The sequence below is a fragment of the Nostoc sp. genome (assembly GCF_036916575.1).
GTDB lineage: Bacteria > Cyanobacteriota > Cyanobacteriia > Cyanobacteriales > Nostocaceae > Nostoc.
Genome location: NZ_JBALGC010000106.1, coordinates 65,281 through 83,602, shown reverse-complemented (window position 1 = coordinate 83,602; position 18,322 = coordinate 65,281). Strand labels below are relative to the sequence as shown.

The window sequence follows — 18,322 nt, the reverse complement described above, 5'->3', positions numbered from 1 at the left end:
ACTGATTGACGGGTAAAATTTAACGAAAAGCCTGATTAGTTACACCGTAGATTCTCTTGCGTGAGTTGTCTTCTACTAGATGGACAGTTTTACCTCTGTCCGTTAGTTTCCCCTACGCCGCTTAGTAGCAAACCAAGCCTGTAACTGTTGACGACAAGCTGACTCTAGAATGCCTCCGATTACCTGGAGTCGGTGATTAGAAGCAGCGCTATCGGGTATGTTAATAACTGTACGAATTGCGCCAGTTTTTGTATCGTCTACTCCATATACAAGTAGTCCTAGACGCGCTTGTACAATAGCACCTGCACACATTGGGCAAGGTTCGAGAGTTACGTAGAGGGTGCATTCATTAAGATGCCAATTTTCTAAAGTTGTTGCAGCTGTCTTAAGAGCAAGAATTTCCGCATGAGCGGTAGGATCTTTGTCGCGCTCTTTTCTGTTTTCTCCTTGTGCCAGTAATTTGCCAGTTGAATCAATGATAACAGCACCTACAGGGACTTCACCTGCATCACCTGCTGTTTGTGCTAATTTTAGGGCACAACTCATCCATTGTTTATGTATAACATATTCTGTGTACTTAGTTAGCATATTCTTATCAATACGCGATGTACAACTTAATATTCTTACCTCTCTTCAAATCCTCTCCTTTTAAAAGAGAGGCTTTGAATTTTCCCGCTTACGTGGTAAGGGGGAGCAAAACTCCCCTCTTTGCTATGCCGTTAGGCAGACTTACGCCAAGGTCGAGGGGTTGGGGGAGAGGTTCTTTCAAGATTACTGAATTGGTGTTCTAGAAGTCTGACGGTAAAAATCCAAAATTGCCCAACATAATATCACCAAGTCAACCGTTGGGGGTTAATTTGATTTCTAAATAGCGGCTTGGGCTAAAAGGGAATCGAGTTGACTTTGTGTGTCTAGCTGATAGAGGTCATCGCAGCCACCAATGTGCTGGTTATTGATAAAAATTTGCGGTACACTACGGCGTCCGTTAGCGCGTTCTGCCATTTTAGCTCTGGCTGTTTCGTCGCCATCGATTTTATATTCAGTAAAATTTACACCTTTCCACCACAGCAGCATCTTGGCACGGATACAGTAAGGACAAGTTTGCCATGTGTAAAGTTCGACGTTGGCTTTGACTCGCTCTGGATGCCGATTTAAGAGGGGATTAAGAAAGTCCAGCATATTTTTTTAAGCAAGGTTTTAACTATATCTCTAGCCTAGATCATTGCTGGCATTGCCTACTGTCTTGGGACTGGAACCCACTTTTGAAAAATCTCTAAATGATCCCAATAAGCCAAATATCCAGTCAATGCCCAAATTAGAGCAGCTACTATCAGCACAGCTACGCCAATTAACCGCCAAGTTCGGTTGGTTTTCCAATAAAGAGTTGGGGCTGCAAAAATACCACCTAATCCAGTTAAAATAAAGCCGATTCCCGATAAAAGCGGTTGCTTTGTCAAATTCAAGTTGAGGATGCGGATACCCACTACGATCGCAACTGCACCAGCAAAGAAGCCGTAAACTGCGATTGTGAATAAATCCCAACCTTGAGCTAGAGCGATGTCTACGACGGGCTACGCCTACGCAGCTGCCACAAACAAGATTCCAAAAACCTAGCTCACAACAAACAGCGTATTTATTCCGTTCCTATGAGAGTAACGCATCGTAAAAAAGGTGGGGAAAGTAGGATGTTTTGTATGAACCCTTGATTATCCTGTCTCCAGCTAGGTATATTAGTATGCAGTCAATAGCTAGCTAACCGATACGATATGACTAAAAAATACTTCTCAAGGAAAATCAAAGCTCTAACAGTCGACAAACAAGAAAACCTGCAAGCTCCTCTATTCTCGGAATTATCAGACGAAGAGACAGATAGAGTCGTCGGTGGTCTGGGTGATTCAACAGCAACAAATCCTGCTGTAGTGCAACATCTCGAGACTAGATTGACAGCATTGGAAAAAAGAGTTGAGTCAGTACTGAAAAGAAAGAATGGTGGGTAAATTCATAATATCTCACACCCGCACATCAAACCTACAACCTCGATTTGCTTGGACGAATTTCTGTACCAATAAGTGCTAGTTCGGGGCGTGACTCGCTTGGCTCAAATTCAAAAGTTAAAATTCAAAAGTCAAAAAAAAGACTTTTCATTTTGACTTTTGACTTTTGACTTTTGAATTCCCCCAAAGGGGGTTGACCAGCCAGCAGCTTACTACCCCAGTAGGAAAGCTTGGCTGTTTTTAATTTCGGTTTATACCTTTGGCAAAACCCACAATACTTTTTGGCATATTCATCCAATCTTTTGCCCAGTTGTAAAAAAGCTTTTTGCTCTTGCGGGTTAAACTCGCGGTTGTTGCAGCAAGTAGTAACGTGGTAAGAGAATCCTGGTTGAAAATTTCTCGGTTGGTGACTCATAACAATGTCTCTAGCCTAGATCATTGCTTACCGCATTCGGGCTGGAACCCACTTTTGGAAACCCTCTAAATGACTCCAGTAAGCCAAATATCCAGTTAATGCCCAAATTAGAGCGGCTACTATTAGCACTGCTACGCCAATTAGTCGCCAAGTTCGATTGGTTTTCCAATAAAGAGTTGGGGCTGCAAAAATACCACCTAATCCAGTTAAAATAAAGCCGATCCCTGATAAAAACGGTTGCTTTGTCAAATTCAAGTTGAGGATGCGGATACCGACTACGATCGCAACTGCACCCGCAAAAAAGCCGTAAATTGCTATTGTGAATAAATCCCAACCTTGAGCTAGGGCGATGTCTACGACGGGCTACGCCTACGCCGCCGCAACCCAAATTAAGATACTTGTTTCACCGAAGGCAATGTTATAGCTACCAATTACTGGCCAGGTTCAGCTCATGTGTAAACCAGTTGTTAGGGCGATGTCTGGCGACAAGCCGCTTCTCTTCTTGAGGCTGCGCCAACGCGTCTTTGCACCCGTAATTCCAAACCCAGGAATCCACTGTTTTTGATTAGAAATATCTTTCCCCACGATACACATAGTCAGCGAGTAGAAATAATCCAGCTACCATGTTGATTAACATTTGGGTGATGTAGTCGATAAACACGATTCACCTCTTGAAGAGCTTTTCTGGATTGTAGCTCACCAACTCAAGCGTATTAAGATGATTCCCATAGTAGGAAAAGTGGGAAAAGTAGGATGTTTTGTATGAACCCTTGATTATCCTGTCTCTAGCTTGATACATTAAGTATGCAGTCTATTTCACAGTTGCTTTTCTCATGAATAAGCGTCAACATTTCTTGCGGAAAATCAAAGCTCCTCAAGCCGACAAACTTCAAAACCTGCAAGCTCCTCTATTCGAGGAACTATCAGATTCTGAAACCAGCCAAGTAGTAGGGGGCTCCTCTCTAGTAGTTGAATTTCAGCTCTTTACTCCTCAGGATATTCAGGGCTCCGAAGCCTTAGTCTCCTTATCTCAATCAGCAGAAATTCCCAATTTTTCCAATTAAATCGAGCCCGTTCCCATTATCTCACACCCGCACATCAAACCTACAACCTCGAGAAAGCTTGGACGAATTTCTGTACCAAGAAGTGCTAGTTCGGGGCGTGACTCGCTTCGCTCAAATTCAAAATTCAAAAGTCAAAAGTCAAAAGTCAAAAAATAAAAAACTCCGTGGTACAAGAAATACTATGTCCCGATTATAAATCCTCATATTTATTTTTAGGATTATTAATTTTGACTTTTGAATTGATACTTTTGACTTCCCCTTACCCCTCCGGGGAAGCAAGCTACGCGTAGCGTCTCGCAGAGAAGGGGTGTTCCTGGTTGCTTATCTAGATAAAAACAAAGTTTGCTTATTCTAACAGCAAACTCAAATGTTCTATCAGAAATTGGTATGTGATTATTCATATTAAAAACATAATCTAGCAAAAATATCATCACACTACGAGATGAAAGTACCTATTTTTTGACTTTTGATTTTTGAATTCCCCAAAGGGGCTGTACCAGTTCAAGAAATGCATGATTTTGGGCAAGTCTTGATGGGCAACTGGTTCTATGAGATAGTGTACGTGGTTTGACAGAATGTACAAAGCATAAAGCTTAAAACCATATTTGTCCAAAGCCTTCTTGATAGCATACAAAAAGACCTCCCGACATTCTCGCTCTTGCAGGTTAAACTCGCGGTTGTTGCAGCGAGTAGTAACGTGATAAGAGAATCCTGGTTGAAAATTTCTCGGTTGGCGACTCATAACACCATTCTTAAAACTTAATACTACACAACGCCTCTGACAGTCTTTACTTTTTATGTGTATAAAACATCTACAGTGTACACACATCTCTCTACAAAACCAAAATATAGCGGTTTGCAGTTGAGTCGAATACAGACCTAACCCCCAACCCCTACCCTAGCAGGGAAGGGCAGGGTGGTTTCATACGAAAAAAGAAAAATACATAAGTCTTGATTTATTGTTTTGTGACATGGCTTTTTCCCTCTCTCCAAACCTCTCCCCCACGGGGGGAGAGGCTTTGAAACCCAGTTTTAATTTTTCTCTGCTTGTATGAAACCACCCTGCTTCCCTAGCAGGGAAGAGGAGTAAGATTCAAAGCCTCTCTCCTCTTAGGAGAGAGGTTTGGAGAGAGGTCAAAACTGTACTGCACTCAAACGAGAACCGCCATAGTTGTAGATCCTCCTAAATACTCCTTAAATAATGAAAATTATTGAGAATAGTGTCAATAAATCTGGAATTGACACTTCGTTAACATTTGTAATCGAAATTTCGTAACCGCCCTTTGGTAGACTTAAAGACTGAAATAGCCAGATGAAACGACGCAAATTCAAGCAGCTGAGAGGGCAGACTCTGTGGAAAATACACTTGGGTTAGAGATTATTGAAGTAGTAGAGCAAGCGGCGATCGCATCCGCAAAGTGGATGGGTAAAGGCGAGAAAAACACTGCTGACCAGGTAGCAGTGGAAGCTATGCGGGAGCGGATGAATAAAATCTATATGCGGGGTCGCATTGTGATTGGGGAAGGCGAACGCGACGACGCGCCGATGCTATACATCGGGGAAGAAGTTGGTATTTGTACCCAACCAGATGCCAAAAATTTCTGTAACCCTGACGAATTAATCGAAATTGACATCGCCGTTGACCCTTGTGAAGGTACGAACTTGGTAGCATATGGACAACCTGGTTCGATGGCTGTCTTGGCAATTTCTGAGAAGGGGGGATTATTTGCTGCTCCTGACTTTTACATGAAGAAGTTAGCAGCACCTCCCGCGGCTAAAGGCAAGGTAGACATCAACAAGTCAGCAACGGAAAACCTGAAGATTCTCGCTGAGTGTCTAGAGCGCTCTATTGAAGAGCTTGTGATCGTGGTCATGAAGCGCGAACGCCACAACGATTTAATTAAAGAAATCCGTGAGGCTGGAGCTAGAGTACAACTAATTTCAGATGGTGATGTGGGTGCAGCCATAAGCTGTGGTTTTGCTGGAACTAATATCCACGCGCTGATGGGTATCGGTGCGGCTCCTGAAGGTGTAATCTCGGCAGCAGCAATGCGTGCTATGGGTGGACACTTCCAAGGTCAACTGATCTATGATCCTGCAATAGTTAAAACAGGTCTGATTGGAGAAAGCAAAGAAGCTAACCTTGATCGTTTAAAGTCTATGAATATCAATGACCCCGATAAGGTCTATGATGCTCATGAACTGGCATCTGGTCAAACTGTTCTGTTCGCTGCTAGCGGCATTACCAGTGGTAATCTGATGGAAGGTGTGCGTTTCTTTAAGGGCGGAGCCAGAACTCAAAGCTTGGTAATTTCCAACCAGTCGAAAACAGCTCGATTTGTTGATACAATTCACATGTTTGGTGAACCCAAGACTCTCCAACTGAACTAATTTTTAGGGAATGGGGAATGGTAAAAGTAGGGTAAAGCATTTGGAAAAAAATCTTTCGATAAAACGGAAAAATAGTCACCAAAATGCTTTACCCTTACAGTAGTTAGTAGTTAGTAGTTAAGTGATTATTTGTTGTTTGTTGCTGGGAAAAACTACCAACCAATAAACAAAAATTCCCCATTCCCGATTCTCACTCAATACTCTATTTCTAACTACCAACTAGTAACTACGATTTAGCAAATGAATATAGCAGTGGTGGGGTTAAGCCATAAAACAGCCCCAGTAGAAGTCCGGGAAAAACTGAGCATTCCAGAACCACAACTCGAAAGTGCGATCGCTCATCTAACCAGCTATCCTCATATTGAAGAAGTTGCAATTCTTAGCACTTGTAACCGCCTGGAAATCTACATTGTTACCAGTGAAACAGACCAAGGTATCCGAGAAGTAACTCAGTTTCTTGCAGAACACAGCAAATTGCCCGTGCTTTCTCTGCGACAACACTTATTTATGCTGTTACATGATGATGCAGTGATGCATATCATGCGGGTAGCAGGTGGTTTAGATAGTCTGGTACTTGGAGAAGGTCAAATTCTGGCTCAGGTGAAGACTACTCACAAACTGGGGCAGCAATATAACGGTATAAAAACCATTTTGAATCGATTATTTAAACAAGCGCTGACAGCTGGTAAGCGGGTTCGCACTGAAACTAGTATTGGTACTGGCGCTGTCTCTATCAGTTCGGCAGCTGTAGAGTTAGCGCAGATAAAAGTAGCAAATTTAGCTGCTTGCCGAGTCGTAATTCTGGGTGCTGGTAAAATGTCGCGGTTGCTGGTACAACACCTACTTTCTAAGGGTGCTGTACAAATTAGTATTCTAAATCGCTCTCGCGAACGTGCCCAAGAATTAGCAAAGCAGTTCCCTCAACAACTTATTCAAATTCATCCACTATCAGAAATGATGGCAGTAATTGCCGATAGTGATTTAGTGTTTACAAGTACTTCGGCAACAGAGCCGATACTTGACCGTGCCAAGTTGGAAATGGTTTTAGAAGTTCAGCGCTCTCTAATGTTATTTGATATTTCTGTGCCGCGTAATATTCATGCAGATGTGAATGAACTGGCAAATGTGCAGGCGTTTAATGTGGATGATTTGAAAGCAGTAGTAGCGCAAAACTATGAAAGCCGTCGAAAGATTGCACAGGAAGCCGAGCGACTTTTAGAGGAAGAAGTGGAAGCTTTTGATGTTTGGTGGCGCTCTCTTGAAACTGTTACCACTATTAGCTGTCTGCGAAATAAAGTCGAAACTATCCGCGAACAAGAACTAGAAAAAGCTTTATCGAGATTAGGTTCAGAATTTGCTGAAAAACATCAAGAGGTGATTGAAGCTTTAACACGAGGAATTGTTAATAAAATTTTACATGACCCGATGGTGCAGTTGCGATCACAGCAAGATGTTGAAGCTAGACGGCACTGTATGCAAACTCTGCAAATGCTGTTTAACCTGGATGCAGGGGAGCAGTTTAGTTAAACTGAACAACAAGATCCCCTACTTCTCACCAAAAGTTGGGGATCTGAGCTTTTTAATTAGATATACTTCTAATTAGATAGATGTCTAATTAAAAGTTAGTTATGCAACCAGAACAATTTAACATCTTACTGCGCTTTTTCAAGGCATTAGCGGATGATAGCCGATTGAAGATTGTAGGTATTTTGGCGAATCAAGAGTGCAGCGTTGAAGAATTGGCGGTGCTACTGCAACTCAAGGAACCGACGGTATCCCATCATTTAGCGAAACTTAAGGAGCTAAATTTGGTGACAATGCGCCCTGATGGTAATAGCCGTCTGTATCAATTGGATAGCGAGGCTTTGCAAAGCATCAGTAAGGAAATTTTCACGCCTGAGAAAATAGCATCTTTGATTGAGGATGTAGATACTGAAGCTTGGGAAAGCAAAGTATTAAAAAATTATTTTGAGGGCGAATCTCTCAAAGAAATTCCTGCTAGTCGCAAAAAGCGTTTAGTAATTCTCAAGTGGTTAGCAAACCAGTTTGAGGTAGGAGTCAACTACCCTGAGCGCCTGGTAAATGACATTCTCAAACGCTACCATCCTGATTGCGCCACCCTGCGACGGGAGTTGATTGCTTCCCAGTTAATGCAGCGAGAGAATGGGGTTTATTGGCGGACAACATAGATATAAGACTCATATTTGATTTCTAAAATATTCATAATTACAAATTCGTAATTATGACCTCTGAATTAGGAGTAGCTATCTAAACAGTTTATTTAGTTACTCTTTGAAAAATAGCCCAAAGCGTTTTCAAAATTTTAAAAGGTAGTTTGTTAAAATATTTGATAAGTCAGTTTAGCTATCAAATCAATTTTTTTGTGGATTACTCTAAGGATATTAAAGTATGAAAATAAACAACAAGTTTAGATATAGATATTTTGTCCTACTTCCGTTATTGGTGGCACAGGCTAGATTTGCTCAAAACCAACAAAAAGAACTGATATCGCAGCTAAAGGTTCCTGAGAACTTGAAAGTACCAACAGGACAGACACTTGTGCAAAAGGTAAGTGCTAAAGGGACGCAAATTTATCAGTGTCAGGCTAAGGCTGACAATCTCTACGAGTTCGAGTGGACTTTCAAGGCACCACAGGCTGATCTATTCGACAACAAAGGGCAGAAAATCGGCAAGCACTATGCTGGCCCTACTTGGGAAGCAAATGATGGCAGCAAGGTTGTTGGTCAAGTGAAATCGCGTGCCAACTCACCAAATCAGAGTGCCATTCCTTGGTTGCTCCTTGAAGCAAAATCAAATGAGGGTAATGGTATATTCAGCAAAGTGAAATACATCCAACGGGTAAATACTGTAGGAGGTAAAGCGCCTACTACAGGATGTGACATAATTCATAGAAATTCTCAATTATCAGTTAGCTATAGCTCTAACTACTACTTTTATGAAACGGCACCTTAACTGAATATTTATATGTCTTTGAGTAGCCTAAATAAGCTTCCAGAACTTTTGGATTAGTTTGAATTTCTGCTGAGGTACCGTTAGCCAAATTCTGTCCTTCGGCAAGTACCCAAACGCGATCGCACAATGACATAATCACATCCATATTATGTTCAATAATCAAAAAGGTCATGCCATCTTGACGGTTCCAAGCGATAATGCGATCGCAATTGCATGGAATATAGACCTAACAAGAACAGCCCCTTCGCTACAAGATAAGGGGAGTAAGATTCAAAGCCTTGCATCCAAATGAGAAGCGCTATAATCCAATCGCAAATATCATCAATCAACTACAATATTAAATTCGATTTTGACACCAGCCAAATTTCCGAAGATTTGACGCTGTGTGCGACTTTCTCTTAGACCTAAGCCCCAAGCCGTTCCCCACCAAACATAAAACTTGTAGCCGACTAACTTCAGACAGCACTTTAAAATGGTAATATCATCGAAAATTTTAGCCGCACAATAACCACACAATCATAGGTTGTATTTTTATGCAGTTAGAAACACAAAAATTCTATTACACACCTGAAGAGTATTTAGAAATTGAAGAAAAAGCGGAATATAAAAGTGAATACCGGAATGGAGAAATTGTACAGATGACGGGTGGCACTACAAATCATAATAAAATTGCTTTGAATTTAGCTGCATCCTTAAAAATTGCTTTAAGGCGTAAAAATTATGATATTTATATTGGTGATGTGCGTTTGTGGATACCCCGTTATCGGCAGCATACGTATCCTGATGTGATGGTGATTGAGGGACAACCTATTTATACAGGAACCAGCACAACAACGGTTATGAACCCGATGTTAATTGCTGAAGTTTTATCTAAATCGACTAAAAATTATGACCAAGGCGATAAATTTCTTTATTATCGCTCTATTCCAGAATTCAAGGAATATATTTTAATTGACCAATATCAGTATCATGTGATGCAGTATGTAAAAACTGCGGAAAGTCAATGGTCATTTACTGAACTTGAACATGAATTTGCAACTTTATCACTGCAAACAGTTGATTTTCAAATTGAATTGCCTGACCTTTACGAGCAAGTCAATTTTGCAGAAAATAACGAAGAATAAAATTATTTTCTGCACCGAAAGATTGTAGATGTCGTGCCCTTTTATTAGCACGTATTAAGCAATTTAACGTTATAGTGTCTGCTGTTGTTTACTTGAACAAGCAAGTGTGTATCTATTGTGGTTAACTTTTTTTGAGATTGTTATTTGCCTAAATAAGCTTCTAGAACTTTGGGATTAGTTTGAATCTCCGCTGGCGTACCGTCAGCCAAATTTTGCCCTTCGGCAAGCACCCAAACACGATCGCACAATGACATAATCACATCCATATTATGTTCAATAATCAAAAAGGTCATGCCATCTTGACGGTTCCAAGTGATAATGCGATCGCAAATATCATCAATTAGTCTCGGATTCACCCCAGCGGCTGATTTATCCAACAAAATTAGCTTGGAATTGTTTAGCGAGTAGCTACCAAAGTTCTTCACTAAATTTGTGTTTCTTCCTCGGTGAAGATAGGAGGCCACAATTCAGTAACGGGCAATTCCCAACCGGGAAAAAGTTCTGGTATAGTTAAAATCCCACCATTTTCTAAAACTGTCGGTTCTCCTATAGAGCGATAAATTGTAACTGTCTCTTCATCAGGGTCAATCAGAATGCCGACGACCGCTCCTAGTTCTATAAATTTCAGAATTTTAGTTACTATAAGTTTAATTTTATCGCTCTGAGATTTAATTTCTACCACCAAGTCAGGGACAAGTTCTCCAAAGTAACGAGGACTTTGGAGAAGTCGGGAAGCGCGAACAAAGGAAACATCGGGTGCTTTGAGGTTTGTATCTGGCATGATGAAACCGCCTGCGGAGTCAAACACTCTTCCCCAGCGACGAGGACTTACCCAAGCAAAGAGAAAAGCGATGAGACGACTACTGATTTCGCTGGATACAATATCTGACGGGCCCATTATTGAAATTTTCCCATTTTCGAGTTCCAGCTGGTAATCTAAACCTGCTTCGGTAAAAGCAGTTTGAACTTGCTCTAAATCTCTGACTGTCATCATTGACATAAAAAGCTTTTTCCACTGAGATATACAACTCGATTTTAACAAGAGCCAAATTTAAAAAAAATTAATCAGATGACAGCAAAACAATATCACCTTCTTTTGCAGCATTCTGAAAAAACTCTACCAATTTCGGATATAGTTCAAACAAAGACTCTATCTCCTCTTCGTCCCATCCTCCAGGGCTAGGATTTGGGTAAATTTCTGCTGCATTAAATACAGTAGAATTAAATCGACTCTTCAATTCTTCAACAGAGATTTGACTTAAAGCATCGGCAACATCTCGAACCTCTTCAAGTGTGAGATAGCGTACAAATCCGTAACCTGCTTCAAACTGTGTCGGTGTACCTCCCATTACTACATTACAAAGAGGTAGTGATGCTTGAGTATCGCCTAAATTTGACTCTCCAGTGAGAAGAAAATGTAGTGCGTGCCAATCTTTTTCAAGACTAATGTAACGTTCATCGCTTCGTTGCTTTTGTAGTTGGGCAATCATTGCCTGTGGATTACTAAAATTAAAAACTAAATCATCTAAATTAAGCTTAAAGAAAGATGCTGCTGCTTTAGTATCATTCCGAATTTCTGCGAACTTTTGTGGCGTAATGCGTTTATAGCTAGCTGTAATACCCATAATATTTAGTTGAACCTAAATGCTATTAATAGTATTCCCTTTGACTTTGGACAAGGAACGGTATTCATCTACTTTTATTTGTCCAAAGTCAAATCACTAAATACATTGCATAAACAGAAAGTTTATAGCACTTTATTTTCCCAAATAAGCCTCTAGAACTTTGGGATTGGTTTGAATTTCTGCGGGTGTACCGTCAGCCAAATTCTGCCCTTCGGCAAGTACCCAAACACGATCGCACAATGACATAACCACATCCATATTGTGTTCGATAATCAGAAAGGTCATGCCATCTTGACGGTTCCAAGTGATAATGCGATCGCAAATATCATCAATCAGTTTCGGATTCACCCCAGCCGCTGGTTCATCCAACAAAATTAACTTGGGATTAGTCATCAGCGCCCGCCCCATTTCCAACAGCTTACGTTGTCCACCAGACAAGCCACCAGCGTAATCGTGTGCTTTTTTTGCCAAACCCACTGATTCTAATAAAAACATTGCCCGCTCTTGGAGTTCCTTTTCTTCCTTAGCGACAACGTGCGGTTGCAACTGTACTTGCCAAAAATTTTCACCCGTTTGTTTTTGCGCCGCCAGCAGCATATTTTCTAATACCGACAACCGCGAGAGAGTTCGTGCAACCTGAAAAGTACGGATTACTCCCTGCTGGGCGATTTGATATGGTTGCAAATTGTGAATAGGTTCGCCGTCAAAAATCACTCGTCCCTTATCTGGGCGAATGAAGTTTGAGAGTAAGTTAAATAAAGTAGTTTTACCAGCACCATTGGGGCCAATCAAGCCCGTAATGCTGCCTTTAGCAACTTCGATTTTCGCCTCATTAACTGCTTTGACACCACCAAAGCTTTTAGAAAGTCCAGTGGCTACCAAAAGAGGAAGTGGCGATGACTGGTTATTTACCAAGGGTGAGTTCCTCCTTTTTCCCTAAAATACCTTGAGGTCGCCAAATCATCAGTATCATCAAAATTAGTCCGATTACCATGATCCGAAATGCACCCAAACGTGCTTCATCAAGGGAGACTATTCTGGGTAAGACTTCTCGCGTTAGCGCATCATAAGCAAAGAAAATTACCGCACCTAAGATTGTGCCAACATTATTCCCAGAACCACCTAAAATCACCATGATCCAAGTGTCAAAGGTGATCTGGGGTTGGAAATTATCAGGGTAAATGGCGCTGAGTTGCCAAGCGAAAAAACCACCAGCGATACCTGCGATCGCACCTCCAAGCATGAGAGATTGTAATTTATACCAAAAGACATTTTTTCCCAACGCCTTGGGAATTTCTTCATCTTCGCGGATGGCTTTGAGAATTCTACCCCAAGGCGATCGCACCAAAATTTCTAAGCGCCAGTATACAAATGCTAAAACCAGCAGCAACACTAGCATTAAACCTGCTTTTGGGTTGTAATTATACAGTCCAATTACCCCAGAAATATAAATTGCTGCTGCCAAAACTGCTAACACAATTCCCACACCCAAGCGCGACGCAAATTCTTGCTTACTAGTCTTCCTTTGGCCTAAATCAGTAGTCCGAGACATCTGGGTGATCCGAATCCACCGCCACAACGTCAAAAAAGTTACAGCAGCCAGCAGCGTTAACAACCCAATCATCACAAATCTGACAAACAAATTCGGCTCTGTGGATAAGGGTATACGATAACTTTGGACGCCAAATGCCCCAGAAATCCAGGTGTCACCCACAGGTAATTCCTGATTATTTACCACTAGACGAATTAGTTCCCCCGTACCGATGGTAACAATTGCCAGGTAATCTTCCCGCAAGCGCAGAGTCGCAAAACCAATTATCAAACCCAACAAGGCAGCGACAATTGCCCCAGCTACTGCCGATATTAGTAAGGGGACGCCCTTTAAGCTTAACAATACCGTTGTATATGCTCCCAGAGTCATGAAAGCAATATGACCAAAGTTAATTAACCCCGTAAAGCCCCACTGCAAGTTGAGTCCCAGAGCGAATAGAGCGAAAAGTGCTGTAGAAATTGCTAAGAAAATTAGATAGTCAACCATGTTAAGTAGTTATTTGGGCATTGGGCATAGGGAAGAGACAAGAGAGGGAAGACAAGGGAGAGACTTATTCAATAATTCCCGCTTGTTTCCCTTGTCTCCCTCATCTCCCCCTGCCCCCTGCTTTTTCACTAGTGAATCGATGCTCTAGGCAATAAATTTTAGCGTAGCTTGAGCATAGCTAATTTTGTGGGAATACTATTTATTGTTGGTGTTTCCAGTAGGGAATAATTAACGTATGAATTTGTTGCGACTTAGAATGCATCACTTAATCGAGCAGTTAGCCGATGACGATTTACAAGACATTTGGAACGTTCTCGAAGCTTTACATTGTGACTTTTATATGTTGAAAGCTATACAACAAGTCAAGCGATCGCAGCAACCGTGGGATATCTTAACCCATGAAGAAGCGGTAAGACTGTTGATGTTTTTCTGATTCAGCAGCGCTTTCTTTTCTAGTGCCAGTGGCCCTCAAGTTTTGGTTAAGGTAACGCCTAGTGAGTCTGGAAATGCGCTATGCAAGGTCTTTTTTGCTAGACCTGAAGAATTTAGAACCTGCTGCCTACGAACGGGTACACGATTTTGTCTTTATTGAGTTAGCCCAAAAGTGGCAACTGAGTGATTTAAAAGAACTACGACAGGTTGATAGTGAAGGCATTTTTCACCGCTTCACCCTCGATAATTATCTTATTGGTATAGAAATCAGGGGTGAAATTGTGAAATTTCTGCGTGTCATCCCTATGCCAGATGTTTAAAAAGAGGAGTTAAGCGAACACTTAAAACTGTAAACTGTATAAGGCTAGGCAGGGATCGCTATAACCTTACATTAAACTGGTTTTGAAAAACACTTTATTTGAGATTTCCCTATGGATGCTAGGGCACTTTGGCAACGATACCAAAACTGGTTATATTTCCACGAGGGATTGGGACTGTACTTAGACGTGAGTCGAATCCGGTTCGATGATGCCTTCGTGGATTCACTGCGTCCGAAGTTTGACAAGGCGTTTGCGGATATGGCTCAACTGGAGAAGGGTGCGATCGCAAATCCCGACGAGAACCGCATGGTTGGACACTACTGGCTGCGAAATCCTGATTTAGCGCCAACTCCAGAACTTACACAAGAAATTGTCCAAACCCTAGAACAAATCGAAGCCTTTGCGGAAAAAGTCCAAACAGGTGCTATTCATCCTCCTAGAGCAAACCGCTTCACGGATATTATCTCCATTGGAATTGGTGGTTCCGCCCTCGGTCCCCAATTCGTAGGTGAAGCCCTTGCTCCTGATTTCCCGCCCCTGAAACTTCACTTTATCGATAACAACGATCCGGCAGGTATTGATCGCGTTATCAATTATCTACGAAATAGCCTCGCCAGCACTTTGGTATTGGTGATTTCCAAATCTGGGGGAACACCGGAACCTCGCAACGGCATGATTGAAGTTAAAAAAGCCTACGCCGGACACAATTTGGAATTTGCCCAGTATGCGGTAGCTATTACCAGCGTTGATAGCAACCTCGATAAACTGGCCAAAGACGAAGGTTGGCTGGCCAGATTTCCCATGTATGACTGGGTAGGAGGACGCACCTCAGAAATGTCTGCTGTAGGGCTAGTACCAGCCGCATTACAGGGGATTGATGTTCGTGCCATGCTAGAGGGCGCAAAAGAAATGGATGACGCTACCCGCGTCCCAGATGTGAAAAATAATCCAGCAGCCTTACTTGCTTTGTCTTGGTACTTTACGGGCAATGGAAAGGGCGAAAAAGATATGGTTGTCCTACCTTACAAGGACAGCTTATTTTTATTCAGTCGTTATTTGCAACAGCTGGTGATGGAATCCTTGGGCAAGGAAAAAGACTTAGACGGCAACATTGTCCATCAAGGCATCGCCGTTTATGGCAACAAAGGCTCAACCGATCAACACGCTTATGTCCAGCAGTTGCGTGAGGGTGTAGCGAATTTCTTTGCTACCTTCATCGAAGTGTTGGAAGATCGTCAGGGCCCATCCACTGAAATAGATCCGGGAGTTACAACAGGCGATTATCTTTCCGGTTTTCTCCAAGGAACCAGACAAGCGCTTTATGAAAATCACCGCGATTCGATTACAGTTACCATTCCCCAAGTTAACCCCCGAACTGTTGGGGCATTAATTGCCTTGTATGAGCGTGCTGTTGGTTTATATGGTAGTTTGGTCAACGTCAACGCCTACCATCAACCAGGCGTAGAAGCTGGCAAAAAAGCTGCCGCCACCATTCTTGATTTACAAACACGAGTGGTAGCAGTGCTACAAAAAGAAAAAACTCCCCTTTCTCTTGACGAACTCGCTTCTAAGGCAGGCGCATCAGAGCAAGTTGAGGCAATTTACAAGATTTTGCGTCATCTCTATGCCAATCAGCGAGGTGTAGTTTTGCAAGGTGATCTTCACAAACCCGGCAGTTTAACCGTTTCTGCTAGCTGATAGCTCTAGTCTGAATATCACATTTTGTCGAAAGTTGTTGTATCAGCAACAATTTTTTATTGTGGAGCATCCTAGATAGAAGATATACAGCGTATTTCAGGTAAATGAAGTACACGGGTAGGGGCACAACATGTTGTGCCCCTACGATTATCTGTACCTCACCTTGGCGTAGCCCAAGGTAGAGAAGTTGCAATCTGCTGTATCTTCCGTCTAGGATGCTTCACTGTATAATTTGTAATTCGTAATTAGGAGGACTTTTAAAACATCCTCTTAATTACGAATTCCTATGCTCCGCATGGGAATGCTAGCGATTGGGGCGGGCTGTGCGATCGCTTGTAATTGCTTCTCATAAAATAAAATTAAGGCAGCAGCAATAAGTATGATTAATGCTATGACTGAATCAACTGCAAAACAACCTGCACGTCGGGGTAGAATTTTCCAGAACGCACTTTATCACCAGAAGAACTTGCTAGACGCAAAGCTGAAGATGAAGTATTTTATCGGCGCTGTCGGACAATTTTTGAGCGTGTACGTCCAGAATATATCGAAAAAAACTATGGCTGGTATATTGCAGTAGAGCCAGATAGTGGAGATTATTTCATTGATGAAGATATAGAAATAGCTAGCCATAAGGCACGCACTAAGCATCCAAATGCTGTACATTGTATGTTTTGTTTGAATGAGACTGGAGCCACAGGCAGAATATGATTTAGGGTACGTTTGGTAATGAGGTGCAGCTATTTTTTGAAATTGAATTGATTACTGCTGATGGATTAAATCTGTCTGTGAATGCCATGTTAGATACTGGTTTTACAGGCTTTATGGCAATTAGTAAACAAGATTTAGACAGTCTTGATTGGTCTTTTATACGTCAGGAAGAATTGCGAACTGCACAAAGAGAAGCAAGATTTTATATCTATTTGGGTAAGGTGCTGTTGGATCGACGGGAATATGAGATTCCTGTTTATGCAGGGGATGAAATTACAGAAGTTTTGTTAGGTTCAGAGTGGCTAAAAATTCTACCGTTGCTAGTTAATTATCAGGCTGGGATATTAACTTTGGGATAACTGCGTTCGCACTTCAGTTATTTTGAAAGGAACCGCCAAGGCGCAGAGAACGCAGAGGGAAGAAAAGAGATATATTGTACTATCTTTAGTTAATGGGTAAATCGCGGATAAAGTAAAAGTGATAAAGTGATCGCTATTCAACGGCAATACTTTCTTTATCAGCTTCTTTGCTTCTTAGATAATTAAAAATACTGAGTAATTTCTCATATAAAATATCATTTTTACCTCTTACACTTCCTATAAATTCGATTTTTCCCCGCAAAGAATCAAGAAAAGCTGGTATATCCTTTTCTGGCAAAACTGGTTTTTTTGCGTATTTAAATATGTAAGTCTCCACTGTTTCTTCCAAACCATATTTTTCCCAAGCATGAAGAGCACCATAAATATTACGTATATATTTGCGATTAACATTAACAGATTTATTAACAATTAAACCAGTAACCGCCTGTCTCTGTGTTTTATAAGCTAATCTTACTTTTGCATCATTTATCTTAAATCCGTTTTTCTCTATAATTGACTTCAACTCTTTTCCTAAAACCACATCAGGTAATCCTTTCTTATAACTATCAACTAATGCAGATGGCAACTCATCTCGGTTGATAGAAAATGTTATATCATCAGCATATCGAGTGTAAAATAAACCATGTTCTTCAGCGAATCTCTGCAATTCGCTATCCATTTTTGCACAAATAAGATTTGAAATAATTGGTGAGCTTGGCGCTCCTTGAGGCAGCTTATTATTAAAACAGCAAATTTGAGCCAAGATAGTGGCAACTTTTTCATTTACTTCGTAGGGCTTTGCAATAAAAACACCTCTAACTCGACCAAAATTAATTGAATCAAAAAAATCTTTGAGGTCGACATTTAGAATAAATTTCTTTTTAATATGGGACTTAGCATTAGTAACTATACTTCGTTTAGCAGCAAACCCATGAACAGATGCTCTAGGACGATAAATAGTATATAAAACTTGGCTCAATTTCCTCTAAATGATTGCTAATGATTTATTGGGAGAATGAATAGTTCTAGAACCACCAGATTTTTTAGGTACTATATAAGTTTGATATCGTGACTCTTCAGACTTTCTATAAATGTAATAAATTAAGTTGTTGTACGGTACTTGTAGAAGTTGTGCAACATCTTGTGGAGATTCTAATTTTTTAAACTTTTCTAATAGTTCT

General features: G+C 41.2%; 21 protein-coding genes and 4 pseudogenes. 12 read left to right on the top strand and 13 right to left on the bottom strand.

Annotated elements, in window-relative coordinates; genetic code table 11:
- Positions 1 to 102: 102 nt before the first annotated feature.
- From tadA to V7L29_RS23210, 3 genes and pseudogenes are all read right to left on the bottom strand, one after another.
- A complete protein-coding gene (gene tadA, locus V7L29_RS23220) occupies positions 103 to 588 on the bottom strand; it encodes a tRNA adenosine(34) deaminase TadA (protein ID WP_334691161.1) in 486 nt (161 codons plus the stop codon).
- Positions 589 to 864: 276 nt separating this feature from the next.
- On the bottom strand, positions 865 to 1,179 hold the full coding sequence (gene grxC, locus V7L29_RS23215; protein WP_334736936.1) for a glutaredoxin 3: 315 nt from the start codon (positions 1,177 to 1,179) through the stop codon (positions 865 to 867).
- A gap of 56 nt (positions 1,180 to 1,235) precedes the next feature.
- Positions 1,236 to 1,559, bottom strand: a pseudogene (locus V7L29_RS23210) (DUF981 family protein); the annotation flags it as partial.
- Positions 1,560 to 1,766: 207 nt separating this feature from the next.
- Between V7L29_RS23210 and V7L29_RS23205 the strand changes: the two are divergent.
- The gene (locus V7L29_RS23205) at positions 1,767 to 1,997 is read left to right on the top strand and encodes a hypothetical protein (RefSeq protein WP_334736935.1); all 231 of its coding nucleotides are present in this window, start codon (positions 1,767 to 1,769) and stop codon (positions 1,995 to 1,997) included.
- 121 nt (positions 1,998 to 2,118) lie between these two features.
- On the opposite strand, the gene V7L29_RS23200 is transcribed toward V7L29_RS23205, so the two are convergent.
- Together V7L29_RS23200 and V7L29_RS35590 are read right to left on the bottom strand one after the other, a co-directional pair.
- Positions 2,119 to 2,409: a hypothetical protein gene (locus tag V7L29_RS23200; RefSeq protein ID WP_334736934.1), complete on the bottom strand. Its 291-nt coding sequence runs from the start codon at positions 2,407 to 2,409 to the stop codon at positions 2,119 to 2,121.
- Between the two features lie 27 nt (positions 2,410 to 2,436).
- On the bottom strand, positions 2,437 to 2,721 hold the full coding sequence (locus V7L29_RS35590; protein ID WP_442944243.1) for a DUF981 family protein: 285 nt from the start codon (positions 2,719 to 2,721) through the stop codon (positions 2,437 to 2,439).
- Between the two features lie 521 nt (positions 2,722 to 3,242).
- On the opposite strand from V7L29_RS35590, the gene V7L29_RS23190 reads away from it, so the two are divergent.
- Positions 3,243 to 3,473 (top strand): hypothetical protein, encoded by a 231-nt coding sequence (locus V7L29_RS23190; RefSeq protein WP_334736933.1) that lies wholly within the window; start codon positions 3,243 to 3,245, stop codon positions 3,471 to 3,473.
- 430 nt (positions 3,474 to 3,903) lie between these two features.
- On the opposite strand, the gene V7L29_RS23185 is transcribed toward V7L29_RS23190, so the two are convergent.
- The gene (locus tag V7L29_RS23185; protein ID WP_334736932.1) at positions 3,904 to 4,215 is read right to left on the bottom strand and encodes a transposase; all 312 of its coding nucleotides are present in this window, start codon (positions 4,213 to 4,215) and stop codon (positions 3,904 to 3,906) included.
- A gap of 611 nt (positions 4,216 to 4,826) precedes the next feature.
- On the opposite strand from V7L29_RS23185, the gene glpX reads away from it, so the two are divergent.
- The 4 genes from glpX (at position 4,827) to V7L29_RS23165 (ending at position 8,837) form a co-directional block, all read left to right on the top strand.
- A complete protein-coding gene (gene glpX / locus V7L29_RS23180) occupies positions 4,827 to 5,864 on the top strand; it encodes a class II fructose-bisphosphatase (RefSeq protein ID WP_334691156.1) in 1,038 nt (345 codons plus the stop codon).
- Between the two features lie 240 nt (positions 5,865 to 6,104).
- Complete coding sequence (locus V7L29_RS23175; protein ID WP_334691155.1) at positions 6,105 to 7,391, top strand: glutamyl-tRNA reductase; 1,287 nt, start codon at positions 6,105 to 6,107, stop codon at positions 7,389 to 7,391.
- A 101-nt stretch (positions 7,392 to 7,492) separates the two neighbouring features.
- Positions 7,493 to 8,053, top strand: a complete 561-nt coding sequence (locus V7L29_RS23170) for a DUF2087 domain-containing protein (RefSeq protein ID WP_334691154.1) — start codon at positions 7,493 to 7,495, stop codon at positions 8,051 to 8,053.
- Between the two features lie 220 nt (positions 8,054 to 8,273).
- Positions 8,274 to 8,837, top strand: coding sequence for a DUF3455 domain-containing protein (locus tag V7L29_RS23165; RefSeq protein WP_334691153.1), 564 nt, complete (start codon positions 8,274 to 8,276; stop codon positions 8,835 to 8,837).
- Here the strand turns inward: V7L29_RS23165 and V7L29_RS23160 are convergent.
- A pseudogene (locus tag V7L29_RS23160) lies at positions 8,806 to 9,045 on the bottom strand (hypothetical protein); the annotation flags it as partial. The gene V7L29_RS23165 and the pseudogene V7L29_RS23160 overlap by 32 nt on opposite strands.
- A gap of 325 nt (positions 9,046 to 9,370) precedes the next feature.
- Between V7L29_RS23160 and V7L29_RS23155 the strand changes: the two are divergent.
- On the top strand, positions 9,371 to 9,961 hold the full coding sequence (locus tag V7L29_RS23155) for a Uma2 family endonuclease (RefSeq protein ID WP_334691152.1): 591 nt from the start codon (positions 9,371 to 9,373) through the stop codon (positions 9,959 to 9,961).
- Between the two features lie 140 nt (positions 9,962 to 10,101).
- Here V7L29_RS23155 and V7L29_RS23150 read toward each other — a convergent pair.
- The 5 genes and pseudogenes from V7L29_RS23150 to V7L29_RS23130 form a co-directional block, all read right to left on the bottom strand.
- Positions 10,102 to 10,356, bottom strand: a pseudogene (locus V7L29_RS23150) (ABC transporter ATP-binding protein); the annotation flags it as partial.
- A 29-nt stretch (positions 10,357 to 10,385) separates the two neighbouring features.
- Entirely contained in the window at positions 10,386 to 10,961 is a 576-nt protein-coding gene (locus V7L29_RS23145; RefSeq protein ID WP_334691151.1) for a Uma2 family endonuclease, read from the bottom strand.
- A 61-nt stretch (positions 10,962 to 11,022) separates the two neighbouring features.
- Positions 11,023 to 11,586 carry a YfbM family protein gene (locus tag V7L29_RS23140; RefSeq protein WP_334691150.1) on the bottom strand — a complete coding sequence of 188 codons (564 nt, stop codon included), beginning with the start codon at positions 11,584 to 11,586 and terminating at the stop codon, positions 11,023 to 11,025.
- Positions 11,587 to 11,718: 132 nt separating this feature from the next.
- Positions 11,719 to 12,501, bottom strand: a complete 783-nt coding sequence (locus tag V7L29_RS23135; RefSeq protein ID WP_334691149.1) for an ABC transporter ATP-binding protein — start codon at positions 12,499 to 12,501, stop codon at positions 11,719 to 11,721.
- A complete protein-coding gene (locus V7L29_RS23130) occupies positions 12,491 to 13,624 on the bottom strand; it encodes a branched-chain amino acid ABC transporter permease (protein WP_334691148.1) in 1,134 nt (377 codons plus the stop codon). The genes V7L29_RS23135 and V7L29_RS23130 overlap by 11 nt, the downstream gene beginning before the upstream one ends.
- A gap of 235 nt (positions 13,625 to 13,859) precedes the next feature.
- Between V7L29_RS23130 and V7L29_RS23125 the strand changes: the two genes are divergently transcribed.
- The 5 genes and pseudogenes from V7L29_RS23125 to V7L29_RS23105 all read left to right on the top strand — a co-directional run bounded on the left by V7L29_RS23125 (position 13,860) and on the right by V7L29_RS23105 (position 17,141).
- Positions 13,860 to 14,057, top strand: a complete 198-nt coding sequence (locus V7L29_RS23125; RefSeq protein ID WP_334691147.1) for a hypothetical protein — start codon at positions 13,860 to 13,862, stop codon at positions 14,055 to 14,057.
- A 61-nt stretch (positions 14,058 to 14,118) separates the two neighbouring features.
- Positions 14,119 to 14,376 (top strand): cytotoxic translational repressor of toxin-antitoxin stability system, encoded by a 258-nt coding sequence (locus V7L29_RS23120; protein WP_334691146.1) that lies wholly within the window; start codon positions 14,119 to 14,121, stop codon positions 14,374 to 14,376.
- A gap of 111 nt (positions 14,377 to 14,487) precedes the next feature.
- Positions 14,488 to 16,074 (top strand): glucose-6-phosphate isomerase, encoded by a 1,587-nt coding sequence (locus V7L29_RS23115; RefSeq protein WP_334736931.1) that lies wholly within the window; start codon positions 14,488 to 14,490, stop codon positions 16,072 to 16,074.
- Between the two features lie 391 nt (positions 16,075 to 16,465).
- Positions 16,466 to 16,782 (top strand): annotated as a pseudogene (locus tag V7L29_RS23110) (hypothetical protein).
- A gap of 23 nt (positions 16,783 to 16,805) precedes the next feature.
- Positions 16,806 to 17,141, top strand: coding sequence for an aspartyl protease (locus V7L29_RS23105; protein WP_334691144.1), 336 nt, complete (start codon positions 16,806 to 16,808; stop codon positions 17,139 to 17,141).
- A gap of 133 nt (positions 17,142 to 17,274) precedes the next feature.
- Here V7L29_RS23105 and V7L29_RS23100 read toward each other — a convergent pair whose 3' ends face one another.
- A complete protein-coding gene (locus tag V7L29_RS23100; RefSeq protein ID WP_334736930.1) occupies positions 17,275 to 18,120 on the bottom strand; it encodes a reverse transcriptase domain-containing protein in 846 nt (281 codons plus the stop codon).
- Between the last annotated feature and the right edge of the window lie 202 nt (positions 18,121 to 18,322).